The 12945-nt window shown below is 35.6% G+C and carries 14 protein-coding genes and 4 tRNA genes; 2 read left to right on the top strand and 16 right to left on the bottom strand.

Annotation, left to right across the window (positions count from 1 at the left end):
- Nucleotides 1–29: 29 nt before the first annotated feature.
- From KJA15_01800 to KJA15_01725, 16 genes are all read right to left on the bottom strand, one after another.
- A complete protein-coding gene (locus KJA15_01800; protein ID MBZ9572053.1) occupies nt 30–584 on the bottom strand; it encodes a hypothetical protein in 555 nt (184 codons plus the stop codon).
- Between the two features lie 82 nt (nt 585–666).
- A complete protein-coding gene (locus tag KJA15_01795) occupies nt 667–1539 on the bottom strand; it encodes a hypothetical protein (protein ID MBZ9572052.1) in 873 nt (290 codons plus the stop codon).
- A 75-nt stretch (nt 1540–1614) separates the two neighbouring features.
- Nucleotides 1615–1686: transfer RNA gene (locus tag KJA15_01790), tRNA-His, on the bottom strand.
- 6 nt (nt 1687–1692) lie between these two features.
- A tRNA-Arg gene (locus tag KJA15_01785) sits at nt 1693–1766 on the bottom strand.
- A gap of 35 nt (nt 1767–1801) precedes the next feature.
- Nucleotides 1802–2131 (bottom strand): hypothetical protein, encoded by a 330-nt coding sequence (locus tag KJA15_01780; protein ID MBZ9572051.1) that lies wholly within the window; start codon nt 2129–2131, stop codon nt 1802–1804.
- Between the two features lie 5 nt (nt 2132–2136).
- The gene (locus KJA15_01775; GenBank protein MBZ9572050.1) at nt 2137–2697 is read right to left on the bottom strand and encodes a hypothetical protein; all 561 of its coding nucleotides are present in this window, start codon (nt 2695–2697) and stop codon (nt 2137–2139) included.
- A gap of 61 nt (nt 2698–2758) precedes the next feature.
- The gene (locus KJA15_01770; GenBank protein MBZ9572049.1) at nt 2759–3298 is read right to left on the bottom strand and encodes a PilN domain-containing protein; all 540 of its coding nucleotides are present in this window, start codon (nt 3296–3298) and stop codon (nt 2759–2761) included.
- The gene (gene pilM / locus KJA15_01765; GenBank protein ID MBZ9572048.1) at nt 3291–4418 is read right to left on the bottom strand and encodes a type IV pilus assembly protein PilM; all 1128 of its coding nucleotides are present in this window, start codon (nt 4416–4418) and stop codon (nt 3291–3293) included. The genes KJA15_01770 and pilM overlap by 8 nt, the downstream gene beginning before the upstream one ends.
- A gap of 83 nt (nt 4419–4501) precedes the next feature.
- A complete protein-coding gene (locus tag KJA15_01760) occupies nt 4502–5818 on the bottom strand; it encodes a pilus assembly PilX N-terminal domain-containing protein (GenBank protein MBZ9572047.1) in 1317 nt (438 codons plus the stop codon).
- A gap of 1 nt (nt 5819) precedes the next feature.
- A complete protein-coding gene (locus KJA15_01755) occupies nt 5820–6341 on the bottom strand; it encodes a type II secretion system protein (protein MBZ9572046.1) in 522 nt (173 codons plus the stop codon).
- 74 nt (nt 6342–6415) lie between these two features.
- The gene (locus KJA15_01750; protein ID MBZ9572045.1) at nt 6416–6901 is read right to left on the bottom strand and encodes a prepilin-type N-terminal cleavage/methylation domain-containing protein; all 486 of its coding nucleotides are present in this window, start codon (nt 6899–6901) and stop codon (nt 6416–6418) included.
- Entirely contained in the window at nt 6876–7757 is an 882-nt protein-coding gene (locus tag KJA15_01745) for a hypothetical protein (protein ID MBZ9572044.1), read from the bottom strand. The genes KJA15_01750 and KJA15_01745 overlap by 26 nt, the downstream gene beginning before the upstream one ends.
- 12 nt (nt 7758–7769) lie before the next feature.
- Nucleotides 7770–8993, bottom strand: coding sequence for a type II secretion system F family protein (locus KJA15_01740; GenBank protein ID MBZ9572043.1), 1224 nt, complete (start codon nt 8991–8993; stop codon nt 7770–7772).
- 256 nt (nt 8994–9249) lie between these two features.
- Nucleotides 9250–10998, bottom strand: a complete 1749-nt coding sequence (gene tadA, locus KJA15_01735) for a Flp pilus assembly complex ATPase component TadA (protein ID MBZ9572042.1) — start codon at nt 10996–10998, stop codon at nt 9250–9252.
- Nucleotides 10999–11017: 19 nt separating this feature from the next.
- Nucleotides 11018–11389 carry a response regulator gene (locus KJA15_01730; GenBank protein MBZ9572041.1) on the bottom strand — a complete coding sequence of 124 codons (372 nt, stop codon included), beginning with the start codon at nt 11387–11389 and terminating at the stop codon, nt 11018–11020.
- A gap of 85 nt (nt 11390–11474) precedes the next feature.
- Nucleotides 11475–12425 carry a HAMP domain-containing histidine kinase gene (locus KJA15_01725; protein MBZ9572040.1) on the bottom strand — a complete coding sequence of 317 codons (951 nt, stop codon included), beginning with the start codon at nt 12423–12425 and terminating at the stop codon, nt 11475–11477.
- A gap of 63 nt (nt 12426–12488) precedes the next feature.
- Between KJA15_01725 and KJA15_01720 the strand changes: the two genes are divergently transcribed.
- Nucleotides 12489–12562, top strand: a tRNA-Pro gene (locus KJA15_01720).
- A gap of 44 nt (nt 12563–12606) precedes the next feature.
- Nucleotides 12607–12680, top strand: a tRNA-Gly gene (locus tag KJA15_01715).
- Nucleotides 12681–12945 lie beyond the last annotated feature (265 nt).

Below are 12945 nucleotides of genomic sequence, written 5' to 3'. Positions count from 1 at the left end.
ATGAAGGAATTATTAGAAATTATGTAAGATTATAGCCCCATTATTGGCGTTATTCCTGGGCCGATATAAAAGACTGCTATCACACAACCCACTAGAAATCCAATAATTACGGTAGCTAAGCCTACCTTGAAAGCGGTTTTCTTATTACTGAGTTTGAATAAAGGAAACACAAGTGGGAAGAGGATAATTTGTCCAACAGACATAACTGCTCTCCTTATAAGATTAATAATGTAATCACGCCCAAAAACCCCCGTTCTCCATCCAATTATTGGGCCTACAAACCAATTAATTACTATGCCACTTAGTGTGATAATGAGAATAGCAATAAAATAAATAGAAGTTCTTTTAGCTGAAATATTTTCCCCAAATAATGAGAAAAATTTAGCTGCTACAAAAAAATTGAATATTATATCAATGGCTAAAAATAAGATAAGAATATGAAACTGGGGCCATATGTCATTTGGAATTAAAATAATATCCGCTAAAGCTAATTGTGGTAACAAACCCAGGGTCACTAATAATAACAAAAAGATGCTTTCTGGTTTTTTAACTATCTTTAATATTTGATTATTTTCTCTTTTCATATTCTTCTATCATAGCACAATAAACCCCCGAGAAAAACTCTCGGGGGGCGGGCGGCGGGTAGTGGACGATGTTAGAACCTGTTTAGTATAAAAATCTAAAAGTATCCTCGATTTTCTCAATTAATTCACGGTATTGGGCAAAATTCTCCTCAGTGCTACTTGCTCCACGCAACACATAGATATAACCATCGTCTTGCACAAAATATGTAAATATCCCAGGGAATTCTTCGTTAATTTTTCTTACTGCGGTTTCTTTTCCTATTATAATTTTTTTGCCTCCTATAAAATCGACTTGATGAGAAAGAAGATAGTCCAAAGAATGATTTTCTTCATTTGGAAAACGGTAAATATCTATAGTAGCTTTTTCGTGGGGACCTAGATCTTGAGGCCATGGATCTGACACATTACTAATTCTAATACTGAAGCGTTTATCCTCTATTAAATAAAATTTCTCAGGATACCTAATCTCGTAACCCCATAATTCATTCCTATAAGTCTTCCAATCAGCAGTTTCATTTTCTGGTTCTTGTTTTCTTAGGCAGATAAAAGTCGTACCATCACAGTAGTTTATTTTACCAGGATTTATGATAGTTTCTTCAATGGTTCCAGCACTATCTATACAAAAATATTCTCCCTTATTCAACTTAACATAAGCACAGTATTCTTTTTCAGATTGATGGATAGTTGGTTTAACGCCTACTTGTTTTTCAATATCGTTGCACAACATTCTCATATCCTCGTCGTGGTCACAATCGAGACTAGTATAGTTTCTTTCTTCCTCATAAACCATTTCGGCTTTAACTTTCATTTGGCTCATATCAGCGATTGCGCGTGCATCTTGCGCACGAGGAAGGGGTGGAGGTGGTGGAATAACAATCCAATATATTAAATTTCCAAAGATCAAAATATTAATAACTACTAAAATCCCAATTAAGATTTTTGTTTTTGTAGTCATATCTCCTTTCTTTATTATACCCTACTCGCCCGCAAACCAAAACCCCGAGAAAAACTCTCGGGGCTACTAACGGCAGGTGGCTAAGCGGATTCGAACCGCCTCCGGGAACTCCACAGGTTCCAGTGCTAACCATTACACTATAGCCACCATAAGTGCCCTCGGCAGGAGTTGAACCTGCACTCTTGACCTTAGAAGGGTCCTGCTTTATCCAATTAAGCTACGAGGGCTTTTATGCCTTACTATTATAGAAAAATTTATCTATTCAGTCAACTAACTCTTCAACTGGAGCAGGTATCAGAAATGGATTAGAATATTCTTTTTCTTCAGTTCCTTTAAATCTTTTTTCCCGACTTTCCCACTCTTTCAAGATATCCCTGAAAAGGCTTTCTTCAAACCTAAGGGGTTCCTCGGTAACCTGAGGTTTTACTTTTTCTGCCAAAAAACTATATTTATAAAAAATAAAACCGCCAGAAATTAAAACCAAAAAAAAGAGGACAAAAAAACTTAAAAAAATATGCTCTTTAATAATCTCTGGAATTTTTTTAAAGAATTCTTTGATTTTTTTGAGTTTTATTTGTGAAAATAATTTCATTTTGCTTATTTAGTAAGAACTTTTATTAAAAACAGAGCGTTAGTATCGCTAAGGGAGAAAGTTTCGAATCTCTTTACTCGTAGTTCTTTCTCGGTTATTTTTCTTACATTCAAATTTGAAATCTCAATTAAATAAGGGCCGGTTTCTAATTTCTCTAAAAATTTTAAGAAATTAGAAAAAGAACCAATAGTTGAGATTTGAAAAAAAAGACTAGGCCAAGGCCCTGTTTCTTTTTCAGCCATTGGGGAAATTTCAATTGAGAGTTGAGATTTCTCGGCATTTTTTTCTAAGAAATTAATAAATTCAATTGGGGCTTCTGGCTCGGCAAAGAGATCGTCAATTTTTTCTATATTTGATTGATAAGTTTTATAAAGAGATTCTATTTCTTTGAAGCTTTTTATTTCTTCTTGAAGTGAAATTTGCCTCTTTTTTTGGGAAATTAACTCTTTAGAGTTTTTTTTAATCTCTTCAAAAAAGGGGTAAATTATTAAAACAATTAATAAAATAGTTATTATTCCAAAAATTGCTAAAGATAGATAAATTTTTCTCTTGGGCTCCAATTTCATTAAATAATCTAATTACTTTTTTTAGCCCCACTAGAAATGGGTGACCGTAGTGAAACGGAGGTCATAAGCTACTTGTAATTTTGAAATTTACCTGAAAATCAATTTCTGTTGGTTTAACCCAGTTTTGAGGTGGAAAATAAATTTCACTAACCCTTTTCTCCTTTTCAAGATTTTTCTTAAAATCGAACAGGGTCTCTCTGTTTTGGGCAAATCCGGAAAGAGAAATTTGGGAAGTTTCTTTTTGATAAGAAAGAGAGTTTAAATACATTCCTTCAGGAAAAACTCCAGAAATTTTTTCCAAAATTTCAGTTAAATTGGTTTGACTCTGGTAAAAAGAATTTAATTTTGAGAGATCCTGATTAGCTGAAGTAATCTTTTCTCGAAGAGCTTCGATTTCAAAAGTTTTAAATTTCTTTTCTTCTCGATCTACTAGAGTTTTTTGAAATTCAACTTTTCCAGAAATATTAATTTTAATTGCAAATAGAATTGAGGCTAAACAAAAAAGAGAAATTAAAACTAAAATTCCTAAAATTAAAACTAGTTTCCAGTTTTCTTCCTGGATTAAATCCGTTTTTTCCTTTGGTGGCAAAAGATTAATCATAGTTTTCTATCCCTCTTAATGCTAAACCTAAAGCAGTAGTATAACTAAGAGATTTTTTAAAAGGTAATCCCGGTACTTCCTTGAGGGGTTCTGGTAAAATATTTATCCAGGGATTACTTAGTTCAACGGGAATTTTTAGTTCCAGGGAAAGAAAATCAGAAAGCCCTTTAAGGTTAGCGCCTCCTCCACAAAGAAGAATTTTTTCCACTCTTTTTCCGTCGGGAGGCAAATGTTCATGGGAAGCATGAGACCGATAAAAGCTTAAATATTTTTTAATTTCTTCAACTAAACTGGTTAAGGCCGGGGCCATCGCCTCAAAAATTTCTCCTCTTTCTGCTTCTTTTTTTGTACCATTTTCAATTTTTAACCGATACCTTTCTTGTAATCCATACTTTATTTTTAATTCTTCAGCTTTTTTCAAATCAACTTTCAGGCTTCTGGAAATAGCTTGGGTTAAATTCTGTGAAGAAATGGGAATAGAGCTTGTAAATCTTAAAGAGTAACCTGAAAAAATAATAAAACTAGTTCTGGTTGCCCCAAGGTCAATTATTAAAACAGGAAAAGGTGATACCTCATTTTTTATTAGAGCTCTAATAATAGCTAAAGATTCAATTTCAAGAACCCTGGGAATAAGCCCAGCTTTTTTAAGACAAGGTACATAAGGATCAATTGTTTTTTTTGGTAGGGCGGCAATAAAGACGTCAATGTGATCTAAATGATTATAAAGGGGCTTAACTATTTGGGAATCTAAATAAACCTCTTTGATTGGCAAGGGAACATAATTCTCTGCTTCAAAGTAAATAGCTTTTTTCAATTCCTCTTCTTTCATTATTGGAAATTGAATCACCTGCAAAAAGGCTTTTTCCTCGGGCAAAGAAGCAATAACATAATTTGTTTTTAATTTCCTTTTGTTCTTGGAAATTGCTTCTTTTATAATCTCCACCAAAGCCTCCCCATTTTTAATTTCTCCTCCCTCAATTACGCCTGGTTTTATCGGAAACTCCCCGAAAGAGACCAAATTTAAAACTCCCCTCTTTTTTTTGAGCTTGATAATCTTTAAAGATAAATCAGAAATGTCTAGCCCAAAGGCTTCTGGTTTTAAAGTAAAAAATTCAAACATTTACTAATTAAATTATATCATTAAAAAAATAAGAACAAAAAGTGGCTCTAAGCCACGTTTATAGTTTCAGATCTCTAGGGACTCTACTCTATCTCTCTCCAACTTACTACTGTCCAAGTACCTCCAGGACCACTGCTAAAATTAGTCTTTTCCAAACCGGATTCATATTCAATCTCTGCATTATTATCAAGATAAACTTTATATCCGGTAGCTTCTCTAATTTTCATATTATTCCTTAATCGCATTATACCTTGAGTTGTATAGAAAATCGCCCCTTCAGCCGAGTTCTTTACATAAATAGCGGGATTAGCTTCGTCTAAAGAAGAATCGGTGGAAAGAAGCATTATATAACTCTCTGGCTGACCAGAACCACGGAGAATTGCATTATTCTCAACAATAATTTTTCCATCAGCGAGAATTAGACCACTTAGTGACTCATAGTCTGGATCAAGTTCAATGATAGCATTGGGATTAATAGTAATATTACCAGTTACGTGGATTGTGGCAACCATTATTAAGATTGCACTGTTACCGAGAGTCAAATTCCCTTCAATTCTCAAAGGGCCAAGGGATTCTGTCACCCCGCCAGGAATCGTATAGTCTCCAGTATAAATACAAGCTGGATCATTATTACGGCTAGCATCATTTTTCCAGTTTTGAATTTGTTCATCAGAAATAGGTAAATTTTCTTCTTCGATTTCATTAGGAAGAACCTTTATTTCTTCATCAACAATACAATCGCCAGCACTGCCACCACCTTCTGAAACATAGTAAAGAATTCCGTGGATTAGGCAACCAACACAAGTATGAGCTTGGGCTTTATCAATTGGAGTAGCCGGATCAGGATCGCCAATTTCTAATCTCTCGATTTTTTGTCCATTCCGGGCAACAATAAGATTATTAGTAATAAAAGCTCGGCCAGTTGGATCGGGACAAACAACAGTGCCATTTGAAAAGACATTCCCCATAATCTTGCTATTAGGCTCCATAACCATTCCTCCTCTCCCAGCCTGAGCACCGTAATGAAAAGAGACTTCCTCGCTAGTAATTTGATAAACTATTTGAATCTTTCTTTCTCGATTTTTTACTTCGCCATTAGAAGTAATTATTCTCGAGCCGCCAATGATATCTGATATCTCGATTGCCGCCGTCCCATTGCCGGCACTCAAATTATAGGGGCTTGACCATTGCTTTACTTTGGCAAGCCTTAATAAAGCATCTTCAATCCCTGCCTCAGCTGTATAATAAGCCTGGCTTGATTTAACAATGTTTCCTGAAATTCGCTGTTCACCTAAAGTCAAAATGGCAATACTCAGGGCAATACCAAACATCACCGCTAAAACTAAAATGGTTATAAAAAAGGCGGCAAATCCTTTCTGATTATTTTTTAGACTTAACATTTTAATAATTCCTTAAAGAAACAGTAGACTTTAAATTAACTGAAGCTTGGTACTCTGGTCGATTAGCTGGATTTTTATAATCAATCTTTAGGTCAACCTGAAGAGAAGGGGTTTCTCCAGAGACAACTCGGCTAAAAACTAAATTACCTATTTCCACACTATCTGAAGTTAAAGCAAAGGAAGCCTGAGATTCCTTTTTAAAACAGAGTTTAGTATCACAAAGATAAAAATCAATATAAGTATTTTTTTCTCCTTCTGGCAAATATTTTACTGTTTCTAAAGAAAGTTGACCGGGATGGGAATTAAAAACACTAGTAGGGATATAAATGCTTTTTGCTTCTTTTATTTCATAAGTCATCATTTCCATAACTCTTCTAGCATTATTTAAAGTCTCTCTCATAACTTTAGCTTTGGTATTGGAATGAATAGACCAGATTAAAAAAGAAGAAATAGCGATGATAACAATAGAAAGAACGGCAATATAAACTAAAATTTCCATTAGGGTGAACCCTACCTCTTTCATTTTGTTATCCCCGTACCGGTACTTTTTAAGATTTGAAAAGTGCGGGGTAAAATTTTTTTGAAATAGCTCGTTCATTATCTCCAATTAGTCAGATAGGTTACTATTTCTACTTTTTTATCTCTCCAAGAAACAGTCGCAGTTACCTTTTTTGTATTAGGATCGTTTGTTCCCCCGGTTTCGACAATATTATCATTAGCATCTCGCTGAACATCTGAAAAAATAACTTTTCGAACAAAACCATTAATTGTCTCTTCACCTAAAACCAAATTCCACTGAGGAGGAATATCAGCTGTCTTTTCTAGATGATAAGTATTTTCAACAGTTAAGGTCCCCAATCCATTGATATTCCAGTCTGTCCCATCTCGAAAATTTCTGACTACTTCAATTGTCTCTTGGGCTAAAACATTAGCCTGATTGGTCTCTTTTATTAAAGTAGAAACCCTTAGGGAAAAAGTGGCTACACCCAAAAGACTAGCAAAGGCAATGACAATGATAGCAATAACTATTAAAATCTCTATGATTGATATTCCTTTTTTATTGTTTTTCCATGGTGTTAACATGAAAACCTTTTTCTACATTATCTGCTATATCGGCTAAATAATGAGTAATGTCTTTATCTATTCCCCCATCAACAATATAAATTATTACTTCTTGGTTATTTTTTCCGTTGTTTCGATCACGATGAATACAGAGGAGAGTATTAAATGCATCAAGAGAATGGGTATGAACCTGGAATACTTGATCATTTCCACCTACAGAGAATATCCCTTCCCAATCAAATTCTGTCTTATCAGCATTGAAATAATCTGCCATGCCTATAATCTCTGTTTGGGGAGCATTGGGAAAATAAAATTTTAAATTAGTGGAGTTTTGAATACTCCATCCCAAATCAAAATGAACATGCCTGGAATCTCTTATCCGACCGTTAGGAGGAACTGAGGAGGCAGTTAGTCCCACCTGGCCAGAACTTTCAATATAGATAGCCTTAGCCTTTGTAATATCAGTTTTTAATCTTAAAGAAATATTGCCAGATTGCCCGGTTTCTCCCGTTACTCGAATAAAAACTACCTCATTTTCTCCACCTAAATTAATTTCATAAATTTCTACTGTCTTTGGTAATTTATGAATTTCATCAAAAGAACTATCTCTGGAGGCGAAATCTGTGCCTTTAAATAATGTGTATTGATGAGACGAGGTAGTGTTATCAAAGTAGACTCCGTATTGACTAGCTTCCTCAGAAGCTAAGGTTTTATTTTGGGCTAATCTTAAAGTATTAATAATTTCCTCGGTGCTATTATTTAAATCTGATTCTCTTTGAAAGAAGCGAAGGCTTGGAGTGGCAATGAGAGTTAAAATAATTATAATTCCAATAATTACCAATAACTCAACTAAGGTAACTCCAAAATTATTTTTCATTTTTTTCCTTAATTACTTTATCGCTCCTAACATAGAATATATTGGCTGAATCATTGACACGGCAAAAAGCCCTACAACCGCTCCGATAAGAAGCATTAAAACTGGCTCAATAACTGCCGTTAAGTTTTTAGTAGCATTAGTAACCTCTTCTTCAAAAAAATCAGCTAATTTTGCTAATATATCTGAAGTTTGGCCGGTTTCTTCTCCTACTTCAATCATCTGAATAACTAAAGGAGGATAAATATTCTGATAAGGCCTCAAAGCTTTAGATAATTTAGAGCCTTTTCTAACTTTTATGGCAGAGGCTGCCATTGCCTCTCGAAAATGAACATTTCCTAAAGCCCCAGAAGTAATCTCTAGAGATCTCACAATCGGCACTCCTGAGGTGATAAGAGAACTTAAAGTTCTGACTGTATAGGCAGAGTTAGTTTTTCTAATAATGGGTGAGACAATAGGAATTTTTAAAATTAAGGTATCGATTATTCTTTTTCCTTCTTTTGTCTTTAAAATCAATCTGAATAAAAATAAAGTGGCAAAAACGATTAAAATAGCAAGGGGCCATTTTTCAGCCAAAAAATTACCTAAAGAAATTACTAATTGGGTGGTGGGAGGAAGTTCAACATTCAATTCCTCAAAAGTTTCGGCTAATCTCGGGACAACCATAACCAGCATTAAAATTCCAATCCCTATCATTGCGCAAATGATAACTGCTGGGTAGATCATTGCCCCCTTTACTTTTGATGATAATTCGTACTCCCTTTCCATCTGTCCGGTTAAAGTTTTTAAAACATCTTCCAAAGTTCCTGCCTCTTCCCCTATCTTTACCATGCTGGAGAAAAGTTCAGAAAAAATATCAGGATATTTAGCCAAAGAGTCAGAAAAATTCTTCCCTTTAGTTATCTCTTCGGCTATATCTAATAAAGCCTCTCTAAACTTTTTACTTTTTGACTGTATGGCCAAAGTTCCCAAGGCCCGAGGCAAAGAAACGCCGGCAGCAATCATCACCCGAAGGTTTCTAGTAAACATCATTTTCTCAATCAGAGAAACTCCTCCAAAAAAAGGAAGGGAGATCTCAAATTTTCTTTCCTTAACCTCCCTTCCCTCCAAAGTTGCCGAAATTAAAATATATCCTTCTTGGCGAAGAGTTCTGGCTAATTGATGGAGGTCTTCGGCTTCCAAAACTTCTGATTTCATTTCTCCTCCAAAAGATTTGGCAGTATAAAAATACTTAGGCATAGTGGTACTACAGATTTAGATCGCTCGCCCTCTCCCAGCCTTCGGCTGGCGCCCTTTGGGTTTCGGGCTCGCTCTTTAAAAACCCTAGGACGGGAGTTTCCGCAGAGCTAAGAACTCTCGCGTCCCTTCGGTTTTTAATATTTTCCTATACGGGGAAACCGAAAGGTTTCCCAGACGGGGCTTTCCGACTCAACCCGCTTCGCAGGTTTCGCGGAGAAGCCTCGCGTCTTGACCGACCCTCTTCCGATATGGGTTTTTACTCAATTATAACTCTTAACACTTCCTCGATTGAGGTTATTCCCTGGGCAGCCTTTAAAAATCCATCTTCAATCATTGTTCTCATCCCTTCTTTCTGGGCCTGGACCTGAATCTGGTCAGAAGTAGCCTGTTTCACAATTAACTCTTTTATAGTTTCAGTAACTGGTAAAACTTCAAAGATTCCAATTCGGCCCTTATAACCTTCTGGGCATTCTTTTGAGGACTTTGGCCGATAAAATTCAATGTCTTTAAAGGTTTGATCTTTTTTAATCAGCTTTTCTTCTCTTAAAATTTGCAAAATTCTATCCAAATCGCAATATTTTTTTAAATTTTCTATTTCTGATTCTGATGGATTGTATTTTTCTTTTTCTTTACAAAATCTTCTGACCAATCTTTGGGCTAAAATGCAATTTAAAGTTGAGGAAATCAGAAATGGTTCAGCCTTCATATCGATTAATCGAGGAACGGCGCCAGCAGCATTAGTGGTATGTAAAGTTGATAAAACTGAATGTCCGGTCAAGCTAGCATTAATAGCTAAGGCAGTGGTTTCATTATCTCTAATTTCCCCAACCATAATAATATCTGGATCTTGCCTAACAAAAGCTCTTAATCCTGAGGCAAAAGTCAAACCTATCTTGGGATTAACCTGGGTCTGATTGATTCTTGGCATTCGATATTCGATTGGGTCTTCAACGGTTGAAATATTAACTGCCGGAGTATTTAAAATCTCCATCATGGCATACAAAGTTGTGGTTTTTCCACAGCCAGTAGGGCCAGTAACCAAAATCATTCCTACTGGTTTTCTTAAATTAGTTTGAATTCTTTCTAGGGCTTCCCCCCTCAGTCCTAGACCTTCTAAAGTGAAGGCTTTAGCCTTTTCTGGTAATAATCTCATGACAATCTTCTCTCCATTAAAAACTGGGAGAATGGAAACTCGAAGAGAATAGCGATATTCCTCAGTTTCAATTTTAAACCGGCCATCTTGGGGGAGTCGATGTTCATCCAATTTTAGACGAGAGAGGACTTTAATTCTGGCTACAACTCCTGAACTGGCCTGTTTTGGAAGAACCATGGCATCACGTAAAATTCCATCAATTCGATATCTAATTATTACCTCTTTTTCTGTTGGTTCTATATGAATATCAGAAGCTCTCTGTAAAACGGCGTGCTTTAACAAAGTGTCAACAATCCGAATGACTGGTAATTCCTCGGCTACTTTTTTTAGTTCCTCTTTTTCTTCCACCATCTCTTCTTCTCTTATTGGAATTATTTCCCCAACCTCTTTTTTTATTATCTCTCCAAATTCAGCCTCCAAAGTCTTTTGGTATTGACGCAAAACATTTTTAATAGAATCTGGGGTGGTTAGTCTTGGTAAAATCCTCAGATTGGCCTTCTTTTTAATGAACTCAATAGTCCTTAAATCTTCTGGATCTAGCATGGCTACTTCTAATTTTTTCCCTTTTTTTCTATAAGCAACAATATTATGGGATCTGGCAATTGGTTCAGGAATAATCTTTAAAATTTCAGGTGAGATTTTCTGCTTTTCTAAGTCAATAAAGGGAATTCCCAGAATATAGGCCTCGAGCTTGATTAATTCCTCCTGGGTAATTAAACCTTCAGAAACTAAAACATCGCCGACCCTCTGTCTATTTTTTTCCGCTTTTTTTAGGGCTTTTTCAAATTGCTCTTTAGTCACCAAACCAGCATCTAAAAGAAAGGCTTTTAATTGTCTTGGTTCAATTCTCATATTCTAAACTATGAATTTTTTAGCGTTCTCCTAAGATTTTTTTGATTTTCTCTAATACTTCTTCTGGGCTATAACTTGCCTTTACTAAGTAAGTTGTTGCTCCCAATTCAAGGGCTTTATTTATGTTTTCCATATCTTCAAGGTTAGTTATAATAATAACCGGGATTTTCTTTATCTCTTTTTCCTCTTTTAATCTCTTTAAAACCTCAAAACCATTGATCTTTGGTAAAATAAGGTCCAAAAGAATTAAATCTGGTTTTTCAGTTTTTATTAATTTGAGGCCTTCTTCTCCATCAAAGGCCGAAATCATTTCATAACCCTTCTCTCTTAAAATATTTCCAAAAGTTTGGTGAAGAGCTAATTCGTCTTCAATAAATAATATTTTTTTCATATATTTAGCTTTTTAGCTTCTTAGCCGGTTAGCTTTTTAGTATGTTATAAATTCCTAATAAGCTAATAAGCTACAAGCTAATCAGTTATTTAATTGGTAAAGTGAACCAAAAAGTTGTCCCTTTATTCTCCTTAGATTCAAACCAAATTTTCCCTCCTAATCTTTCAATAATTGATTTGGTAATAAAAAGGCCCAGACCACTTCCTTTGATTTCCGACCTCTTTATGTTTTTTGCCCGAAAAAATTTCTGGAAAATATATTTTTGATCTTCTTTAGGAATACCAACTCCATTATCTTTGATTTCAAAAAAAATTTCGTTTTCCTTTTTCCTTAAATAAATCTCAATTTCTCCTTTTCCTTTAATATAGCGAATAGCATTATCCAAGAGATTCTCCATCACGTTTTTTATTTGGTGAAGGTCAGTAAAAACTTCTGGTAGACTTGGAGTTGATTTAAATTTTATCTTAACATTTGAAGCTTTAGCAAAAGGTTGGAATTTTAAAATTAAGTTTTTTATTATTTCTTCTAAAGAAATTTTTTCTTTCCCAAAGTGTAAAGATCCCTCCTCAATTCTTAAAACATTAAGTAAATCCTCGACTAATTCTTTCATCCGGCCTGAATTTTCTTTTAGAATTCTTAAATATTCTACTTGTCCTTCTCTAATGCTTCCTAATTCTCCAGACATTAAAGCATCAATCCCCCAACTTAAATTAGTAATGGGAGAACGCAACTGATGGGAAACAATTTTAACAAATTCCGACTTCATTCGATTGGCTTCAGCCAATCTTTCAAAAGAACTAGTAATGACAAAGGCGATAGTAAATAAAACCGCGGTTAATAAAAGGACAATTAGGGCTATCATTTCCGGATCCTCAAAAAAAACTCTACCTACTGAATAGGTAGTGGTAACTGTTCCAATAATAAGTACTCCCATGAGCAAAAAAAGGGTCTGAGGACATTGCCAAAGAGGAGTTTCATATTTTCTACACTGAGCAGGAATATTCAACTGGTCAAGGATTTTCTTGAAGTTCATCATTTTTATTATAACATATTTAAAATATTTTGACACAGGAAAAGATTGCTGTTATATTAAAAGATGCGGAGCGTGGCCTAGTGGTTTAGGGCGCCTGCTTTGGGAGCAGGAGATCGAGGGTTCAAATCCCTCCGCTCCGACTTTCATTAACTAAAGCCACCGACTACAACGCCTGAAGGCTGATGCGGGTGTAGCTTAGTGGTAAAGCCTCAGGTTTCCAACCTGATGATGTGGGTTCGATTCCCATCACCCGCTCCATCAGGAAGGTAGAAAGTCTGCTGGAACGAAGCCCACATAGCTCAGGGGCAGAGCACTTCCTTGGTAAGGAAGAGGTCATGGGTTCAAGTCCCATCAGCAGCTCCACAGGGAATGTGTCTAACAATGATCGGTTTTATTGCGTAGCACCGCGCCAACAGTCGGATGGGCGCCGGAAGCGTTCAACCCGTAAACAATGTCCTCGGTAAGGCATGGGAACTGAGGGAGGATAAGGACCAATGGCGAAGAAGGAGAAGTTCGAGAGAAC

The organism is Patescibacteria group bacterium, assembly GCA_020148145.1.
GTDB lineage: Bacteria > Patescibacteriota > Minisyncoccia > Minisyncoccales > JAHCRE01 > JAHCRE01.
The sequence above is the reverse complement of the archived record's forward strand: the minus strand, read 5'-3'. Positions and strand labels throughout refer to the sequence as shown.

Excerpts from the sequence above, each read along its gene's own strand:
- KJA15_01800 (MBZ9572053.1), bottom strand. The coding sequence starts at position 584 with ATGAAAAGAGAAAATAATCAAATATTAAAGATAGTTAAAAAACCAGAA.
- KJA15_01795 (MBZ9572052.1), bottom strand. The coding sequence starts at position 1,539 with ATGACTACAAAAACAAAAATCTTAATTGGGATTTTAGTAGTTATTAAT.
- KJA15_01780 (MBZ9572051.1), bottom strand. The coding sequence starts at position 2,131 with ATGAAATTATTTTCACAAATAAAACTCAAAAAAATCAAAGAATTCTTT.
- KJA15_01775 (MBZ9572050.1), bottom strand. The coding sequence starts at position 2,697 with ATGAAATTGGAGCCCAAGAGAAAAATTTATCTATCTTTAGCAATTTTT.
- KJA15_01770 (MBZ9572049.1), bottom strand. The coding sequence starts at position 3,298 with ATGATTAATCTTTTGCCACCAAAGGAAAAAACGGATTTAATCCAGGAA.
- pilM (MBZ9572048.1), bottom strand. The coding sequence starts at position 4,418 with ATGTTTGAATTTTTTACTTTAAAACCAGAAGCCTTTGGGCTAGACATT.
- KJA15_01760 (MBZ9572047.1), bottom strand. The coding sequence starts at position 5,818 with ATGTTAAGTCTAAAAAATAATCAGAAAGGATTTGCCGCCTTTTTTATA.
- KJA15_01755 (MBZ9572046.1), bottom strand. The coding sequence starts at position 6,341 with ATGAAAGAGGTAGGGTTCACCCTAATGGAAATTTTAGTTTATATTGCC.
- KJA15_01750 (MBZ9572045.1), bottom strand. The coding sequence starts at position 6,901 with ATGTTAACACCATGGAAAAACAATAAAAAAGGAATATCAATCATAGAG.
- KJA15_01745 (MBZ9572044.1), bottom strand. The coding sequence starts at position 7,757 with ATGAAAAATAATTTTGGAGTTACCTTAGTTGAGTTATTGGTAATTATT.
- KJA15_01740 (MBZ9572043.1), bottom strand. The coding sequence starts at position 8,993 with ATGCCTAAGTATTTTTATACTGCCAAATCTTTTGGAGGAGAAATGAAA.
- tadA (MBZ9572042.1), bottom strand. The coding sequence starts at position 10,998 with ATGAGAATTGAACCAAGACAATTAAAAGCCTTTCTTTTAGATGCTGGT.
- KJA15_01730 (MBZ9572041.1), bottom strand. The coding sequence starts at position 11,389 with ATGAAAAAAATATTATTTATTGAAGACGAATTAGCTCTTCACCAAACT.
- KJA15_01725 (MBZ9572040.1), bottom strand. The coding sequence starts at position 12,425 with ATGATGAACTTCAAGAAAATCCTTGACCAGTTGAATATTCCTGCTCAG.